This is a genomic window from Providencia rustigianii (assembly GCF_900637755.1).
In the GTDB taxonomy this organism is placed as follows: Bacteria; Pseudomonadota; Gammaproteobacteria; order Enterobacterales; family Enterobacteriaceae; genus Providencia; species Providencia rustigianii.
The window spans coordinates 120,813-137,665 of the sequence record NZ_LR134396.1; the positions used below are offsets into that span (position 1 = coordinate 120,813).

Annotated in this window: 17 protein-coding genes; 4 read left to right on the forward strand and 13 right to left on the reverse strand. The window is 39.7% G+C overall.

The window, feature by feature from the left end; all coding sequences use genetic code 11:
* Positions 1-320: 320 nt before the first annotated feature.
* Positions 321-1,355, forward strand: a complete 1,035-nt coding sequence (locus EL244_RS00565) for a virulence RhuM family protein (protein ID WP_126457991.1) — start codon at positions 321-323, stop codon at positions 1,353-1,355.
* 155 nt (positions 1,356-1,510) lie between these two features.
* Here EL244_RS00565 and EL244_RS00570 read toward each other — a convergent pair whose 3' ends face one another.
* From EL244_RS00570 to EL244_RS00630, 13 genes are all read right to left on the reverse strand, one after another.
* A complete protein-coding gene (locus EL244_RS00570) occupies positions 1,511-1,873 on the reverse strand; it encodes a YibL family ribosome-associated protein (RefSeq protein WP_039854928.1) in 363 nt (120 codons plus the stop codon).
* A gap of 186 nt (positions 1,874-2,059) precedes the next feature.
* Complete coding sequence (locus EL244_RS00575) at positions 2,060-2,341, reverse strand: MrpH family fimbial adhesin (protein WP_126457994.1); 282 nt, start codon at positions 2,339-2,341, stop codon at positions 2,060-2,062.
* A 14-nt stretch (positions 2,342-2,355) separates the two neighbouring features.
* Positions 2,356-3,114, reverse strand: a complete 759-nt coding sequence (locus EL244_RS00580) for a hypothetical protein (protein ID WP_126457997.1) — start codon at positions 3,112-3,114, stop codon at positions 2,356-2,358.
* 94 nt (positions 3,115-3,208) lie between these two features.
* A complete protein-coding gene (locus tag EL244_RS00585) occupies positions 3,209-3,772 on the reverse strand; it encodes a fimbrial protein (RefSeq protein WP_126457999.1) in 564 nt (187 codons plus the stop codon).
* Positions 3,769-4,287: a fimbrial protein gene (locus EL244_RS00590; protein WP_126458002.1), complete on the reverse strand. Its 519-nt coding sequence runs from the start codon at positions 4,285-4,287 to the stop codon at positions 3,769-3,771. The genes EL244_RS00585 and EL244_RS00590 overlap by 4 nt, the downstream gene beginning before the upstream one ends.
* Positions 4,287-4,787 carry a fimbrial protein gene (locus tag EL244_RS00595; RefSeq protein WP_126458005.1) on the reverse strand — a complete coding sequence of 167 codons (501 nt, stop codon included), beginning with the start codon at positions 4,785-4,787 and terminating at the stop codon, positions 4,287-4,289. Before EL244_RS00595 ends, EL244_RS00590 begins: the two co-directional genes overlap by 1 nt.
* A 12-nt stretch (positions 4,788-4,799) precedes the next feature.
* Positions 4,800-5,426, reverse strand: a complete 627-nt coding sequence (locus tag EL244_RS00600) for a fimbrial protein (protein ID WP_230084859.1) — start codon at positions 5,424-5,426, stop codon at positions 4,800-4,802.
* A 56-nt stretch (positions 5,427-5,482) separates the two neighbouring features.
* Positions 5,483-6,232, reverse strand: coding sequence for a fimbria/pilus periplasmic chaperone (locus EL244_RS00605; protein WP_126458008.1), 750 nt, complete (start codon positions 6,230-6,232; stop codon positions 5,483-5,485).
* A 93-nt stretch (positions 6,233-6,325) separates the two neighbouring features.
* Entirely contained in the window at positions 6,326-8,860 is a 2,535-nt protein-coding gene (locus EL244_RS00610; protein WP_126458012.1) for an outer membrane usher protein, read from the reverse strand.
* Positions 8,861-8,930: 70 nt separating this feature from the next.
* Positions 8,931-9,455, reverse strand: a complete 525-nt coding sequence (locus EL244_RS00615; protein ID WP_232004558.1) for a fimbrial protein — start codon at positions 9,453-9,455, stop codon at positions 8,931-8,933.
* 68 nt (positions 9,456-9,523) lie between these two features.
* A complete protein-coding gene (locus tag EL244_RS00620) occupies positions 9,524-10,084 on the reverse strand; it encodes a fimbrial protein (RefSeq protein ID WP_126458015.1) in 561 nt (186 codons plus the stop codon).
* A gap of 238 nt (positions 10,085-10,322) precedes the next feature.
* Positions 10,323-10,646: a helix-turn-helix domain-containing protein gene (locus EL244_RS00625; protein ID WP_126458017.1), complete on the reverse strand. Its 324-nt coding sequence runs from the start codon at positions 10,644-10,646 to the stop codon at positions 10,323-10,325.
* Between the two features lie 799 nt (positions 10,647-11,445).
* The gene (locus EL244_RS00630; RefSeq protein WP_126458020.1) at positions 11,446-13,734 is read right to left on the reverse strand and encodes an FdhF/YdeP family oxidoreductase; all 2,289 of its coding nucleotides are present in this window, start codon (positions 13,732-13,734) and stop codon (positions 11,446-11,448) included.
* 1,511 nt (positions 13,735-15,245) lie between these two features.
* Here EL244_RS00630 and EL244_RS00635 point away from each other — a divergent pair.
* From EL244_RS00635 to EL244_RS00645, 3 genes are all read left to right on the forward strand, one after another.
* Positions 15,246-15,521: a helix-turn-helix domain-containing protein gene (locus EL244_RS00635; protein ID WP_006813953.1), complete on the forward strand. Its 276-nt coding sequence runs from the start codon at positions 15,246-15,248 to the stop codon at positions 15,519-15,521.
* A gap of 150 nt (positions 15,522-15,671) precedes the next feature.
* Positions 15,672-16,220, forward strand: coding sequence for a type 1 fimbrial major subunit FimA (gene fimA, locus EL244_RS00640; RefSeq protein ID WP_006813952.1), 549 nt, complete (start codon positions 15,672-15,674; stop codon positions 16,218-16,220).
* Positions 16,221-16,300: 80 nt separating this feature from the next.
* The gene (locus tag EL244_RS00645; protein WP_126458023.1) at positions 16,301-16,837 is read left to right on the forward strand and encodes a fimbrial protein; all 537 of its coding nucleotides are present in this window, start codon (positions 16,301-16,303) and stop codon (positions 16,835-16,837) included.
* Positions 16,838-16,853: the final 16 nt, after the last annotated feature.

Below are 16,853 nucleotides of genomic sequence, written 5' to 3' on the forward strand. Positions count from 1 at the left end.
TTTTGTGTGTAAATCTAAAAGTGTATTTATATAATTCATTATAAATCAATATAAAATGGACAATGTGGACTCCTGTTATCGCCACGATTTGCTTCTTTCGTCATGTCTCAAAAACTTCTTGTTAATTAATCAATCCAATTCTCTATAGCTTGTCCTAATTTGTGAATGTTTGTTGGTATTTACTACTATTAAAAACCGCGTTTTTTCTGCTGCTAAGTGATGCGAAGAATATGGCTATTTTTGTCAGCCTTATCTTTTGTGGTGACATAGTATATTGTTGGTCATAATTTATTCTTAGCACGTAAATTGGGGGCAATTTGATGAGTGAAAATCTTCCGGAAGCACCACAGGGTGAATTTGTTTTATTTCGTAGTGTTGATGGCCAAACTCGCGTCGAATGCCGCTTTGAATCCGATACGCTGTGGTTATCTCAGGCTGAAATTGCCAATCTTTATCAGGTAACACCTCAGGCAATAACTCAACATGTTAAAGCTGTTTACGAAGAGGGTGAGCTTGTACAAAATTCAACTTGTAAGTCTTTCTTACAAGTTCGACGAGAAGGTAATCGGCAGGTTAATCGCAACACACTGCATTACAACCTCTCAATGATCCTCGCGATTGGTTATCGCGTCCGTTCGGTTCGCGGTACACAATTTCGCCAGTGGGCAACGCAAACGCTGGAACAGTATCTGATCAAAGGGTTTGTGATGGATGATGAACGTCTGAAGAATCCGCCTATCGGTCAGTCTGTTGTGCCTGATTACTTTGATGAGATGCTCGAACGCATCCGTGATATTCGCGCCAGTGAGCGGCGAGTATATTTACGAGTCAAAGAAATTTTCACTATGGCAGCGGACTACGAGCCTTCAAATAAAGAAACTACTCGTTTTTTTCAAACCATCCAAAACAAACTGCATTTTGCTTGTACGGGAATGACTGCCGCTGAACTTATTGCCAGTCGCGCAGATGCCAGTCAGCTGGATATGGGATTAACCAGCTATAAATCCGACGAAATTCGTAAAACCGATGTAATTATTGCAAAGAACTATCTACGTGAGAATGAGCTCAAAGAGTTAAACCGTATCGTCAATATGTGGCTCGACTTTGCAGAAGACCAAGCACTGCGCCGCAAGCAGGTTTTTTTACAGGATTGGGATACCAAACTGGATCAGTTTTTAAGTTTCAATGACCGTGAAGTTTTGCAAGGCGCTGGTGGGATTAGTAAGAAAGCGGCTGATGAAAAAGCTAAAGAGATGTTTGATATTTATGCTCAAAAACGTCGACAGTTAAAAGAGGCAGAAGGGGCAAGGGCGAATATTGCAGCACTGAAAGATTTACTGAAAAGAGGGAAGTAGAAGTCACTATTCTTAATTTTAGCTGACTTGTTAAAGTCAGCCTTATATCAGAATCGGACGAATACTGGCTAACAGCTCATAATAATAAACAGTATATTAAGAACCTGCCAGTATTAGTCGGTCACGATAAATTTTTAGTTAGGTTGATTTTCTAACTAGAAATCAGTTTTAGAAAAACCTGTCATAGCATCCAGCTCCATTTCGCGACCTAATGCCGTCATGGGGTGGACAATAACGAGGCCTCGTACGGATTTCTTCAGCTTGCCCATATCCGCTTGCTCTTTCTTCGTGATCGGGCGCTTGAATGGCATATCCATCAACTTTTGTGCTTCTTTGCTGAGCTTCTTGTTACGAGTTTCCTTCACGCGAGCGATCTCAACTTCCAGCGTCGCTTTTTCTTTCTCAAGTTCGGCGTACTTTTCTGCTTCGTTCGTCAGCTGCATACTTGCCATCTGGTGACGAACAAGGTCTAAGCGGTCGCTAAGCGTTTTAATTTGTGTTTTTTCAGTTTCTTTCATCATTATTTAACCGTGAATAAATTTCCTGCTGGCAAGTATACATCATTCTGGATTAGAGGGGGAAAGGGATACTACGGTAAGAATCTAAGTTCATTATAATGGCAATTATTTGACTAACATAATGTCATGAAAAGGCTGGTCAATAATATCAATGAGCAGCCGATTTCTGAGTGACCGAATAATCTGTTAATTGTAGGTAAATACAAGTGTTGTCGCCCCTGAGTATTCCCCAGCCGACACGTGTCCATTTGTGATCAGTTCGCTACGAACGGGGACATTCAAAGGAACCCCCTCAGGAATAGAAAGTCGATTCCCATCAGGTAAGCTAATACGAGAAGATAATCCTTTGCCCAGACTCAGATCGCCACCTCCAGGGTTAATGATACTCACGTTTGCTGTTGCAGAGGTACTGCACGAGACGGTGACAGTGGCAGACCCAACCGCACCGTTCAGAGATGCTGAATTCATTACTCCGTAGTCTATTAGAGTATCGCCATGGGTGGTACATACGACAGGGGGACATAGCCATCATTAGAATACCCTGTTCTATGATACGTCATCCAACGATTGCTATTGCGAGGAGACCAGTCATTGGATGGTTGCACAATAAGATAAAAAGAAAGCGAAGTACCGTCCATAGACGGATAGATAAGTCTTCTATAAGTCCATGTGTAGGCATATGGATTAGAAGGCCCTCCAAAGAGGTTGCTCGCCATACTCGCGCTAACAATACCCACATCTCGAATGGTGGTCTCTGTACAAGGCTTATCAATCTGCTTGATTGTGGATCCGGTCGCCATTAGATAGCCATCATATGTAATCTCCCGTTGTTCGGCATTATTGGCTGCTCCCTTATCATATAGCATGGTTGAGCCTTCTGAAACGTAATTGTCAGCATACCCAGCCCCCACACTAAGGTAGCACTTACTCCCGCCTGTAATTGCTGTAAATGGGCGTTCATCAAGGCCGCCAACGAGAGATAATACCACGTCATATGAGGCTGGCCGTGAGAATACAGTACAGGCGACAGGCTGGTGATTAGAATTTCTGCATCCAGCAGGGCTGTTACTATCTTCCCTGTATTGATAGTAATATGCAGGCCCTGTGGTTTGTGTAATGCTACCTGTTAGGGTGGCTTTAGGCCCCAGGTATACCCCCATATTCTGTGGTGTGTAGTTGACTGTCGCGACAGCAGTAGGAGCCATGATATGAAGAAGGAAGATGATGGCAATTTTATACATTAATGTCCTCGATATTAATCGTAATCGTATATTTGTGTTTCACAAATCAGCAATCTTGAAATAGACAGCATTTTTCAGTTTGAAAAAATATTTGCTACTCGTATACCAAAGCGTAAGTCAGTGTTGCCATAAAAAAGCCAGGGGTGATTGCCTCTATCGTCGCACCATCCGCCGCTTGTACATATGACCGTAACCGGATGGTCATATTGCCATCTGTTATTGGCTTCACTGGTTTCACTTGCATATTATTAATCGGTAAAAATTCACCGCTTGGTGTTTCTAAACCCACTGCGATTCCGCTCGCGCTGCTGTTAGCATCTACGTTCAATAGCCCATTAGGGGTTGTAGAAATACCATTGAATTTCACCGAGACTGTGTTGCCAAGGGATATATCACAGTCTGTCAGCTTAAACGTAATATCTTCTTTGCTGTAACGACGTTGGCCATTGGCTAAATCTTTTGCATTGATATTCTCACCAAAATTTATCCCGAAATCTTCGGAGGTTGGATCAACCGTGCAAGGCAATGCAATCAAGGTTCCGCTGTACTGAATTTCATTACTATTCGCGGTTTGAGCACTTAACGAATAAGCGCTGAGCATCAATGCTGCTGTACTTAGTAAGGATAAATGTCGTATTTGTCTGTGCTGTTTTTTCATGGATAGTTCAGCTCCATACTGGCCGTTGCTGTGAAATCCCCTTCATATAACGTTGATGCTGGGCTTGTATCTTTTACGGTTACCGCATAGAACTGCAATTCTTTGGGATCGTTACCCGACATATTTACAGGTATCCCTGTATTTGGTGGTACCACGTTCCCGTTTTGATATAACCGAATGCCCAATCCTAGCGGGCTCGCTTGCAATGCATTTTCATCAAATGGTGCAATCATTCCTCGGTATTCGAGATAGACCGCCACGGCATTCCCAAGACCAGCTCCGCAACTTAGGGTTATCGTGAAATCTTGTCGGTAGTTCACCCCGTTAATTTTGGTGATACCAACATCGCCAAATGGCACTCTAATGGGCTGATTGACACCGTCGGGCCCTGAGACATCACAAGGCGGGTTTTGAATTAAATTCGCGGTGAAGTTAACTTCAACAGCCGGTACCGCTACAGATACTAAACTGCTTAATGTGAAAACCAGTGATCTTAAGGTTGTTTTGAACTTCATTACTGATACTCCACACTTAAAGTCGCGGAGGCGGTCATTTGTTCATCATTAATACCGCCCGTGCCACTTGCGATTGGGGTCACACTTAATCTAGGGTGTGCGCTGTAATTAAATAGATGCCATTTGCCAATGGTCATGTCACTGCTTCCCATTTTTAAGGCTAACCCTAAGTTATCAACGGATGTTCTTAATACATTAGCCTCTTGGCCTGCCATCTGGGTTCCATCGAATTTCATTTTTAACGCGGGATTATTGGCAGCATCGGTACAATCGAGCTGATAGGGGATCTCGGTTTCATATTGTTGCCCATCAATTTTTTTGATAATAAGATCCCCCATATCGACAGTGATAGGCTGATTACGCCCTCCGTTGCCGTATATATCGCAAGTTTTTTCTACAACGGTGACTTTAACGGTTAGGGTATACATATCGGCAATTGCCAGATTAGAAAACAAACTGAATAGGGATAGAAACAGCCCAGAAATAATGTGTTTGGTCATGTTACTTCCTCGCTAGTCGTACAGCATTTCAAAGGCAATCAGCGAGGAATATGCACCCGGCTGCAACGCTCCTGTTCTGACGGGAGTCACATAATAAGTCAGCTTACTTTGCCCTGATGGTAGCAACCGAGGATCACTGTCTAATCCGAGAGGCAGTAACGAGCCGTTGGGTGTTGTGATAGCTAATCCCAACCCATCAACACCATTGACTTGAGCAACATTAGGGGTTGATTGCGTACTCTTAGCGAGAAAGCGAATTTTGACCGCAGGTTGGCTGCTACTCCAGGCAGTCATACCCGTTTGTGCATTAGTTAACTGAGTTGGTATTTCTAAACAATTTTCTAGTTCAATCTGAAATGCAACTGGGGTGCCTTTTCCATTTCGCAGCAATGTACCCACATCCAAATTACCCATTTCGATGGATTGATAGCTTGAGGTCATCGCAAGTTGGCATGGGCTTTCGGTGAGTGAACCGGTGACATAGACCACGCCATGTTGTCCATCAACGTTCCAATTATCGACGGGTTGACCGAAATTGTTGTGATTGTCAGCTGCCATGCTCGATACACTGACGGTACAGCTCAATATGGCGACAAATAAGCCGTATTGAAAAAATGGTGTTTTTGGTAAGTCAGTCATTCGTATTCCTTACGTGTTATCAATATAAGCCCCGCTAGTTAGGGGCTTACTTGGTGCTATTTGCTTTTATTATCTGAAACAGTCTGGCAGCTGGTGGCTTGGCAATTAAATGTCAAATTAGGGCGACCACCGTAATCGTTGATATAAGTCAGTATTGGGCTATTACCTAATTTATTAACGGTCGCACCTAAGTCACTTTGCCCAAAGGGTGGCACCATAATTGGGGTGAAATCTTTGCCATCAGATTCCTTACCATTGGCTACTGCATTGATAATCGTGACGTAATACGGTGTCGGATTTTTCACGACAAAACGTTCACCTTGCTTATCTAAGGTTAACTTTTCTTGCCACGGTGTACTGTTTTGCTCAGGAATGATTGCTTTAGGGCGATAAAACAGTTTCACGCGTGTTTGCAGTGCAATTTGCAGTGAATTTGGTTTATTTGTTTTTGGCGGAATTTCTCGTAAATTAAAATAGAACAATGACTCACGATCTTGCGGTAGCGTATTGATAGCGGGCAGAGCTTCAATTTTGACTTGGCTCGATTTACCTGGCTCTAAACGCTGAACAGGCGGTAATACAACTAATGGAGACTGAATTTTTTGACCGTCTGTATTTTCAAGCCAACCTTGGGCTAAATATGGCAACTGATTGTTGTTATTTGAGATATTCAGCGAAATAGATTTTTGTCCGCCATTAAAAATGATCCGTGTTCTGTCCATTGAGACGGCGGAATACGCGGTATGGCTAAATATCGCAAGGCTAATGAAGCCGAGGGTTGTACGATAAAGTGTTGTTAATTTCATGGTTATTTACCTTCTATCTCTACGTGCTCACTAAAGTCACATTTTTTTGTTAATTCAAATTGTTATGTAAAATTTTGCTGCATGTTTAATCAGCTAATTTTTTGCTACTGCCATTGATTCTGGTAGCGTGACTGGAATACAGGGAAGAAGTAGCGCATCCTGTAAAGAGTCCAACTGTTTTGGAAACGTTATCTGGCACGTTTGCTCTTCACCCCAAGTCACGTTCATGACACCTAGAGGATTAATACCGCTGATATAGGCATTTCCTGCGTCACTGACAATTCCAGTCTCTTGTTTTTTGCTATTGCGTATTTGAGCGCCAAACGGCGGATAGCTGCCATCGGGTAACCGCAGTACCGTCATTGCTTTTTGTCCTGAAACCACATCAAAGTGTCGATACCCTACAGCACCTTCAGTGAGTGTGGCCTGTACGACGGACTGCTGCGCATCGACATCGTCAGGTAGCGAATTTAAATCAATCTGCGCTTTATTCCGGTAGTAACTACTCACATCACTCACCACCGCTTTACCGAATAGATTTGTGGTAATTGGGGCGCCTAATCCTTTGATGGGAACACCTGAAACACCATCGGTATCCACTAACATTCTTGTTCCACCGAGAGCACTAACACGATGAAGCCCGCCGCCTTCGGTGGTTAACGTCATTCCACCACTGGCGGATAGACCAAGGGCACTATATTGGTTATGCATGTAGTTCACATTTGCCGTTAAACGCGCGGTATCTGCTTGATGGGTGACAAAGGCGCTCCCCGTACTTCCTTTTTTGCTGCTACCTGCGCTCAACTGGTAGGTGGTTCTATCATCGATGCGATCGTAATAAGTCGCTCGATTTGTCGTATCGTAACGGCTGCTATTTAACGAATATCCTACGTTGGCACCATGGCTCAAAGGGAATGAAGTCGATAGATATATACTGTCATCTCTTACACCGTTATAAGTGGTACGGTTTGCCGATACGTTCAGACTGATATTTTTCAGTGAGCCAATATCCATATACTTAGAGAACATGATGCTGTAGTAATCGTTATTTGGTCTGTCCCAATAAGTTTGATGGTTATAGTTCAGATATAACGACATCCCTAAATCACCAAAATTTTTATTTAGTGATATGGTGTAAAGCTCTTTATTTCCGCCATAACGCTCACCCGTTTGCAGTGCATTTAAGAAATCAGACATCGACATAAAGTTGCGTTCTGAAAATCGATAACCTGCAAATTGAATTGTGCTATCAAGAGACTCAAATGTTTTTGAGTAATTGATGCGGTATGAACCGCCAGTTAAGCTCCCCGTAGTAGGTAAGCGGGCAAAAGACTGCGTGACATCGAAAGATAAAGCGCCAAATGCCAATAAATCACGTCCAATACCCAGTGAAACCGCATTGTAGTTTTTACTGTTCAGGCTACCGCCAAATAATGACCATCCGTTGTTGATCCCCCACGAAAATTCCCCGGTCGCAAAAGTATCGCCTTCGCTGTGACGTTGGTAATTCGTTGGCTGACCTAACGCAAGTTTGTATTGCATTTGTCCTGGGCGTGTTAAATATGGCAAGTTTGCTGTATCTATTTGAAATTCTTGAGTTGTTCCATCTTGTTCTTTAACTGTGACATCTAAGGTTCCACTCACTGCATCACTTAAGTTTTGGATACGAAAAGGCCCCGGAGCGACTTGAGTTTCATACAGCACTCGCCCTTGCTGGCTAACAATGACGGTGGCATTGGTATTCGCAATTCCCGTCACTTCGGGCGCATAGCCTCGTAAATTCGGTGGCAGCATATTTAATTCCGAACGTACGCTGGCACCAATAAAACGGAATGAATCAAAAATATTTGAGCTAAGGTAATCCTCTCCTAAGACTAATTTCGCTGCGAGTGAGGGCAGTGCGCGATAGGCATAAAATCGATTCCATTCAAAGTCTTTACTTGTCGAACTGTTTGAGCCCGTTGTGCGGTTAACACGCCCTTGCCAATCAGCACGAAATCGCCAAGCACCGAAATTCATTCCAACAATACCGTTGCCATTCAAGGCATAGTTATCGTTACTCTTGGTATGGGACTTATTGGCATTTGCATTAATGTTGTAGTCGAGCATCAACGCAGAAATACCCTCATCCCAACGTGATGGCGGATCCCAATTGGGTGCGGTGTACTCAAGGTAAGCCTGTGGAAGACTGACATAAATTGATGAGTTCGCCAGTTCACCACGAATTTGCATGCCGGGTAAACTACTTGCTGCGAGGCATTGACCATCATGCCACCATGTCAGCGATTTTTTTGCTGATGAGGTTAAACCAAGTTGTTCGACGATTTCTGGCGACAAACAAGCATCACTTTCTTGCGGGTCATTTTCAGCGGTATAGAATGGAACAACCACATCTGACAAATGCTCGCCGTTTACTTTCAAAGCAAAAGAATAGGTACCGGGCATAATGTAGCCCGCACGAGAAAACTGTTCTAAGTTGATGTTATTTTTATCTTCTAAATCCAAAACATCGGTATTGAACTCAATTGCCTCTGCTGCCGATACAGGCATTGGAAGGCCACTCAATGAAAATAAAATGGCCATACCTAAACTACTCAGGCGAAAAAATACAGGTTGTGATGAAGACATAAATAACATCCCTAGAAATTCCATTCAGGCAAAAAACAGGTCAAAAAAGTCAAAAAAAAGATTTTTATTATTAGTAATAATCAAGCTTAAAACGTAGGGCACTTTGGTATTCGCCTGGACGTAGCGGTTTTTTATCGGAAACCAATCTCAATCCATAATGCAGAACCTTTTTTCCAGGGGTAATAGTTTGCTTTTCTGTGGATCTTCCTGGATAAATAGCTTGACCATCTGCATCTTGCAATTGCAGTGCGACTCCTCGAGCTTCTCCGGCTACTGCAAACCAATCACCTGAAGCTGCGCCATCAAAAGTCACCGTAAATGTTTGCCAAGCGGAGCCGGTATAAGGGGTTAAACTGCAACCAATCAGGGTGATATAAAAAGGTTGAATAGGACCTTGTCCTTGTTGGCGTATTGTTCCAATCGGTAAAGCACCCATATCGACAACTTGTTCATAAGAGCCGGTATCAATAGCACATGCCGAGTCAACAATGCTGCCATCCATTTTGATACTTCCCCACAGTGTGGAAGCCTGTACTGGCATACTGAATAACTGAGTTGTAAGTAACAATGCACTGACTGAAAGGGTCTTCAACACCAAACGCTCCTATATTTCCCCTAGCAGCGGATGCTGCTGGGGAATATTGATAAAACAACTAATTACGATTAGTTATATGCCAAAGTAAAGTTGGTTGTTGCTCGGAAACTACCCGGAACAACGTTGGCACCTGATTGACCTTGCAGAGCGGCTTGGAAACTTAAAATATTATTACCTGAGGTATAAGCGCGTTCAGTTGTTGAACTATTGATATTAATTTTGGTACCTGACTTATTCATCAGTGCAACACCTGCACCTGAAGCTTCACCCGTAATTTGGATTAACCCAGTATTGGCACCATTTTCAATCCACTCAGTACCTTCAAAGTTGACTTGAACCATATTGTCATAGGTATGTTCTTTACCGTCTTTATCGGTATATTTAGCATTCAACGTACACCCTTGAAGATGGATTTCGAAAGGCTGTGCCGATGACATTTTGCCTTCTTGTAATGTCACATTAGAGACCTGTCCTAAATCAATAGTTTGGCTCTCATCACCCGGTGCGATTGAACATGGTGCTTCAATAATCGAACCTGTAAATGTCACGACGCCTTTTCCTGCATCTGCGGCAAAAGTTGATGCGCTCATTACACTAGAAACCAGAGTTGCTAAAATGATCTTTTTCATTAATTTAATTTCCTTAAATAAAATAAAATAAAGTAAAGTAAAAAATTTTGGTTAAGCTTATTTCAAATATATTTTCTGAAATAAATAATAATTATTTTTATTTCAAAAAATAATGAATTAAATATCACCAGGCTATTTTTTAGTCTGCTAATAATTAATTGGATCTTTTCAAGAATAAAAATCATTCTCAATTAATAGAATGTATTAATTTTCATTTAATAGAGTTGATAATGATGTTTTAAAATGAAACTAAAGAACCATGCTGTTCAAACAATGTTTGAAACTCCGTATGTAACCTAGGTTCTTCCTCTTCTATTCGTTCAGAAACAAAGTAAAAGAATGATTCTAATGATACATCTAAATAATGAAGTAACAGGCATAGGGTAGATAGATTTATTTCACAGATACCATTTTCATAACGTGAAATTTGTTGTTGTGAAACACCAATGAGAGACCCTAATTGTTTACCTGATAATAATTTCTTTCTTCTTAAATTTGCTATTTCGGCGGCGATAGCTTGGGTGAAGGATTTCGTAATTTCCTCTATTTTTTTTAAACGCATTCATAAACCTTAAAACATTAAATAAGAATCAAATTAAAAACAAAGTAATAAAACAAATATCTAATCTCGAATCTGTTTTTATTTTTAAACAATATATGAGTAAAAACAATAGTAGGAAATTTATGAGTTTGTTCATTTAAAGCATGATTTACATATTACTAACACGCTAGCTTTGTTAAATTAAATAAATAACAAAAGGTTGCGATATCCTTACTCGTAATGTGCTTAAAATTGGTAGTGATAAATTTCATTTTTTGTCACTTTAAGAGTCGAATACAGAATTAAGTATTAAAAATAACATTTATTAACACTTACATTTGGAATTTTTGATGTTGAAAGGAGATCGTCCAATTGAATTTAAAAAAAACAATAAAATTCAATTATCTATACTGTATTTTATAGATACATGCTTAGTAACAATTATGAATTTAAAATCGAAGGTATAAAAAAATATGTCGAAATGTGACTTTTATGACATTAAATAACATTTAATTTGACTTAGGTTGCGGTTGATTGTGATGTAAATCACATTTGATTGGATTAAAAATAACACAATGGCTTTAAGACTGTTGTTTCATTTATGGTATTGAAACAAATTTAAGTGGGGAGGCTGGTCAAAATGAGGAATTTAGTGGTATAGACTTCAATATCAGTCTGAAAGCTTGGATAAGGGCGCTATAACTTACACGGCTCAGTTTGCATCAACACCATTATCCCCAAAAATGACATTTATATGCCTAGCATTTCAAAAAAAGCAGCCTTGATGTGTTATCAAGACTGCTTTATCTGGACACAATAACTAGCAGGCAACATCCACTTTTTCCAAAAGAATTGGAATATTTTTATAAGCTGGAATACCACTTTGAGGATCAAAATTATCGAGCGCAATTAAATTATTGGCTTCAGGGAAATAGGTAGCAACACAGCGATCTGCCATATCATAGATTACCACCTTCAGATTATCTAAACGGCGATTTGTGCGCTTTTGTTCATTATCTAAAGCGATAATATTGACCCGATCACCCGCAGATAAATTTTGTTTTTTGGCTTGAGCTTCGCTAATAAACATCACATCTCGTTGCCCAAAAACACCACGATAACGGTCATTCATCCCATAAATCGTCGTATTATATTGGTCATGACTGCGTAGCGTCGCCAAAATTAACTCACTGTGTATTGCGGATTTGGGATCTTCAATAACCCCTTTGGTTGTCATAAAGTTAGCTTTTCCAGATGATGTTAACCACTTACGCTGTGAGGCTGCATTGGTTAGATGGAAACCACCAGGAACACGAATTCGTGCATTATAATCTTCGAAACCCGGTAATATGGCTTCCATGGCATCACGAATTTTATCGTAATCATCCATAAACTCATCCCACTCAACTTTCGTGTGAGGAAGAGTCGCTTTAGCGAGTCCAGCAACAATTGCACATTCAGATTTCAAATGTGGGCTGGCAGGTTTTAATTTCCCGTGGGAGGCATGTACCATCGACATTGAATCTTCAACGGTAATACTTTGTGGTCCAGATTTTTGAATATCTTTTTCCGTACGCCCTAATACAGGGAATAAAAAGGTATTTTTTGAGGTTAACAAATGTGAGCGATTGAGCTTTGTTCCTATATGAACGGCTAAATCGAGTTTTTTCATTCCGCTATAACAGGCATCTTTATCTGGCATTGCAACCGCGAGATTTCCACCCATACAGATCAGCGCCCGCGCACTACCTTGTGAAATGGCTTGCAGACTTGCAACCGCAGCATGCCCAAAAGCTGCTGGCGGCTTAAAGCCAAAACGTTGTTCAATTTTATCTAGAAATGCTTGGCTTGGTTTTTCTGTGATACCAACAGTTCGGTCACCTTGTACATTCGAATGACCTCGCAATGGACAAATTCCTGCACCATCTCTACCAATATTACCTTTTAACAACAGTAAGTTGACAAGTTGCTGAATATTTTGAGTACCATGTTGATGCTGAGTAATTCCCATGCCGTAACAAATGATGGTGCTTTTTGCTTCAATGTAGAGCTGAGCGATTTGCTCTATTTCACTTTGAGTTACACCACTAATAGATAAAATATCCTCCCAGCGGGTAGACAGAATATCGTGTTTAAGCGCATCAAAACCAACTGTGTGGTTTTGTATAAATTCATTATCTAATATTGGGGCTTGCCCTTTGGCTACTGCGGCATCGTGTAGCTCAATAATTACGCGCATGATACCTTTCATTAGAGCGGTATCCCCGCCAATGCGCACTTTATAGTAATGTTCTGCTAAGGGGGTAGACTCAAGCGTTAACATTTCAATCGGATCTTGAGGGTAGGTAAATCGTTCTAATCCCCTCTCTCGAAGTGGATTAATGGCGATAATTTTAGCGCCACGTTTTGATATTTCCCGTAGGGAGCTGAGCATTCTGGGATGGTTAGTGCCCGGATTATGACCAATGCAAATAACCAAATCCGCTTTATCAAAATCTTCCAGTAACACCGTTCCTTTGCCAACCCCTATCGCAGCAGCAAGACCAACGCTGGTTGGTTCATGGCACATATTCGAGCAGTCAGGGAAATTGTTGGTACCGTATTCTCGGGCAAAAAGTTGATATAAGAATGCGGCTTCATTAGAGGTTCTACCGGAGGTATAAAATTCGACAGAGTTTGGGTCGGGGTAACGGGATAAGAGCTGACCTATTTGGTTAAATGCATCATTCCATTCTATTGGTTCATAATGATCGGTTTGAGCATTGTACTTCATTGGATGAGTTAAGCGCCCTTCATTTTCTAAATCGTAATCTGCCCATGTTAACAATTCACTGACAGTGTGTTTCGCAAAAAATTCAGGTGTGGTTTTTTTTGCTGTCGCTTCCCATGCCATGGCTTTCGCACCATTTTCACAAACATCAAATGATGCACTGTGTTTAGGATCTGGCCATGCACAGCCAGGGCAATCAAAACCTTGCGGTTTATTCATTTCAAACATGGTAATAATATCTGGCACTATTTCCATTTGCTCGCGTATCGCTTCAGCAACGGCTTTAACTGCCCCCCAGCCTGCAGCAGGCCCAGTGTAATCTTCAATTTTTTCTTTCATTTGCATTACTCTTTCTAATTTAAATATAACAAAAAATAAACATTGATTTATTACAGTCTAATTATGATTTGAATAGAGCGAGAAACATCGATTTATTACAGTCTAATTATGATGAGAAACTAAATTCATAACCAATAAAAACATATCAAATATTAATAATAACAATAAGAGACTACCTTATATTAATAAAGTGATAATTTATTAAAGGCAAATCAAATTTTCATTTGATCTTAGATTGACTTGATATACCTCAAGATAATCTCAATCATTTGAAAATACTGGAGTTTTATTCTTGATCGAGTTGTTTTTAGGCCTATTTCGATAATAGAATCTAAAATTCCCATCAAGAATTTGACTATTTTCAATTAAGCATTTATCCGTTTTATCATAATAATAAATATGCTAATCCTTTGGTTTATCTTATTTTAAATAAAAATTTAAGGGTGGATACATTCTTTTTTACTACGAATTTTTTCATTAGTTGATGTTATTGAGCAAAAGGCTAAATCGTATTTTGACATTTATCAGCAATATTTTTATACGTTTGGCTAGAAAAGTACGGGCTAATTACTTGCCATATTGGAAGCGTAATCTCATTAGTACCCTTCGAGATGGTCCATAGTCTATTTTTTCAATGCTCATTTTTCCTGTGAAGTACTCACATCAGATTTCAATCTTTCATTAAAACCCTAAAATTATTCTTACCTATTGGAACGGTTATGGATTAGGGGAGAAATTTAGAGTGGTGGGATTTCCCTGAAAGCGTTGTGAGTACGAATCATTAATAATTATTGACAATACTCTCAGGGTGGGTTGGTGCCTCTAAATGAAGAACAACTTATTAATAACCTTTCAAATATTATAAATATAGAAATTTTTTCTAATTAAAATGTCATTTTATATATTAGTAAACTATATTGATTATTGATCGAGGTCATTTTTTTATATTTTTTTTTACATAATTATAACTTTTTAGTGTATTGTTTTGGCGTCTATAATTGTTGGTTATTTCTGTTTTGATTATTTTATTCTTTTATCTATCTTATTTTGCAATCAGTCTTTTTATGACTAGTTATTGAAAAAACTCTTATTTCGGATATTTTTGTTTTTTATTAAATATTCAAAATCTAGATCAAGTTTTTTGTTTTTTCTATTTTATGTGGAATTTACTTATTTATTGTAAATTATTGTTTCTAAATTACGCGAATTGCGAGTAATTGATTTTTAACGTCTAAATGTCTAAATTCGATTTTCATTTTTTGTGTCAAATTTAACTTTGGTTAGACTTATAATAAATAAAGACTTTTTTTTACTCTCTAGCTGAGTTGATCGAAAAAACCGATCAAAATTAGCTCTGATAATAGCTACTGGCTATCAAATATCACTTATTTGATCGGAAAAACCAATTTTTAACTATAAGTATCATTCTATACCTTAATAAGAGTTGACGAATATTTCCTTTATCGACAATACATAAAATTAGTCAACTAAAATGATTTGAGAGGTTTAGTATGCAAGAGAATGATCCGCTATCAAATAATATTGGCAAAATGTTGAAGTCTTATCGTAGGAGAACTGGATTAACCGGAACTGAATTAGCGAAAAGAATTAATGTCAGCCAACAGCAAATATCACGTTATGAAAATGGTGTTAATAATATAACGTTTGATAAGCTAATGATCCTATTCAATGCTCTAGAGATGAATAGATATGATATCGATATTTTCTTTGAGCAAATAAAATGCTTTGCTGATCCCTATGAACACGGGAACTCAAAAAACAGGTAATAGCATCTAAAAAACATTTAAATTTAATTGAATTATAAAATCGTAATTCAATTAAATTCGATCATTTTAATTATGGTGTTATCAGGCGTCATTTAACCCTCTTGTATTATTAATTTTTGCAATAAATAAACATAAACATAAGGAATCTTTATGAAAGTTAAATCATTAGCACTTGTTGTTGTTTCTGCTCTGTCTTTAAGTTCAGTTGCTGCTTTTGCTGCAACCACAACAGTTAATGGCGGCACTGTACATTTTAAAGGTGAGTTAGTAAACGCAGCGTGTGCTGTTGATGCTGGCTCTGTAGAGCAAACTGTTCGCCTTGGTCAAGTTCGTACCGCTAAGCTGGCAAAATTAGGCGATACCAGTGGTCCTGTTGGTTTCAATATCCAGCTGAATGACTGTGACACTGAAGTTGCAACTTCTGCAAAAGTTGCTTTCACCGGCGTATCTGCTAACGCAGCTAACCCAACAGTATTATCCGTTGCTTCTTCTGCTTCAGGTGCAGCAACAAATGTTGGTATCCAAATTTTAGATGGTAAAAGCGTACCATTAGGTCTGGATGGCGCAACATTTGGTAGCCCGATTACGTTAAATGATGGTGCTAACGTGCTGCCATTCCAAGCTCGCTACTTCGCATTGGGTGCAACCACTGCGGGTGTTGCTAATGCGGATGCAACATTTGCTGTTCAATACGAATAATCACTAAAAAACGTTAAGGATATCGAGTTAGATAAACCAAGGATGGTTTTTTATAAACGAAACTAAAAAGGTGAATATTCATGAGAGGGCTGATGCTTGGTCTACTGCTTCTGTTTTCCCCATTTCTGCAAGCTGGAAATAAATGGAAAGTTCAGCTTCCCGGCGGCGGAATGCGCTTTCAAGGGGTGTTGATTGCAGAGGCTTGTAGTGTCGAAACGTCAGATCGAACTTTGACCGTTAACATGGGGCAACTGCGAACCAATATGTTGCATGCTCCGGGTCAAGATACGGCGCCCGTTATCTTTGATATTCATCTTCGAGAATGTACTCAGGCTGTCAGTGAATATGTTTCCATCACTTTTTCTGGGGTCGCGAATGATAAGAACCCCGATATATTTTCTGTTGGTGATGAACCGAATACTGCGCAAGGCGTGGGATTAGCTATTTTTGATTCAACCAATACGTTGATTCCTATAAACAGCACACCTCGAAGAATTGATCACATCACCAATGGTGATATGACATTACATTTTGTCGCTAAGTATCGTGCGACTAGCTATGAAATTACCGGTGGAAAGGCCAATGCACAAGCATTGTTCTCGCTAACCTATGAATAAGAATCTAAAAAAATAG

Bases quoted from the DNA above. Each gene is read 5' to 3' on its own strand.
- EL244_RS00610 (WP_126458012.1), bottom strand. From the start codon at position 8,860: ATGTCTTCATCACAACCTGTATTTTTTCGCCTGAGTAGTTTAGGTATG.
- EL244_RS00620 (WP_126458015.1), bottom strand. From the start codon at position 10,084: ATGAAAAAGATCATTTTAGCAACTCTGGTTTCTAGTGTAATGAGCGCA.
- EL244_RS00575 (WP_126457994.1), bottom strand. From the start codon at position 2,341: ATGAATTCAGCATCTCTGAACGGTGCGGTTGGGTCTGCCACTGTCACC.
- EL244_RS00600 (WP_230084859.1), bottom strand. From the start codon at position 5,426: ATGACTGACTTACCAAAAACACCATTTTTTCAATACGGCTTATTTGTC.
- EL244_RS00645 (WP_126458023.1), top strand. From the start codon at position 16,301: ATGAGAGGGCTGATGCTTGGTCTACTGCTTCTGTTTTCCCCATTTCTG.
- EL244_RS00605 (WP_126458008.1), bottom strand. From the start codon at position 6,232: ATGAAATTAACAACACTTTATCGTACAACCCTCGGCTTCATTAGCCTT.
- EL244_RS00580 (WP_126457997.1), bottom strand. From the start codon at position 3,114: ATGTATAAAATTGCCATCATCTTCCTTCTTCATATCATGGCTCCTACT.
- EL244_RS00635 (WP_006813953.1), top strand. From the start codon at position 15,246: ATGCAAGAGAATGATCCGCTATCAAATAATATTGGCAAAATGTTGAAG.
- fimA (WP_006813952.1), top strand. From the start codon at position 15,672: ATGAAAGTTAAATCATTAGCACTTGTTGTTGTTTCTGCTCTGTCTTTA.
- EL244_RS00595 (WP_126458005.1), bottom strand. From the start codon at position 4,787: ATGACCAAACACATTATTTCTGGGCTGTTTCTATCCCTATTCAGTTTG.
- EL244_RS00570 (WP_039854928.1), bottom strand. From the start codon at position 1,873: ATGAAAGAAACTGAAAAAACACAAATTAAAACGCTTAGCGACCGCTTA.
- EL244_RS00625 (WP_126458017.1), bottom strand. From the start codon at position 10,646: ATGCGTTTAAAAAAAATAGAGGAAATTACGAAATCCTTCACCCAAGCT.
- EL244_RS00630 (WP_126458020.1), bottom strand. From the start codon at position 13,734: ATGAAAGAAAAAATTGAAGATTACACTGGGCCTGCTGCAGGCTGGGGG.
- EL244_RS00585 (WP_126457999.1), bottom strand. From the start codon at position 3,772: ATGAAAAAACAGCACAGACAAATACGACATTTATCCTTACTAAGTACA.
- EL244_RS00565 (WP_126457991.1), top strand. From the start codon at position 321: ATGAGTGAAAATCTTCCGGAAGCACCACAGGGTGAATTTGTTTTATTT.
- EL244_RS00590 (WP_126458002.1), bottom strand. From the start codon at position 4,287: ATGAAGTTCAAAACAACCTTAAGATCACTGGTTTTCACATTAAGCAGT.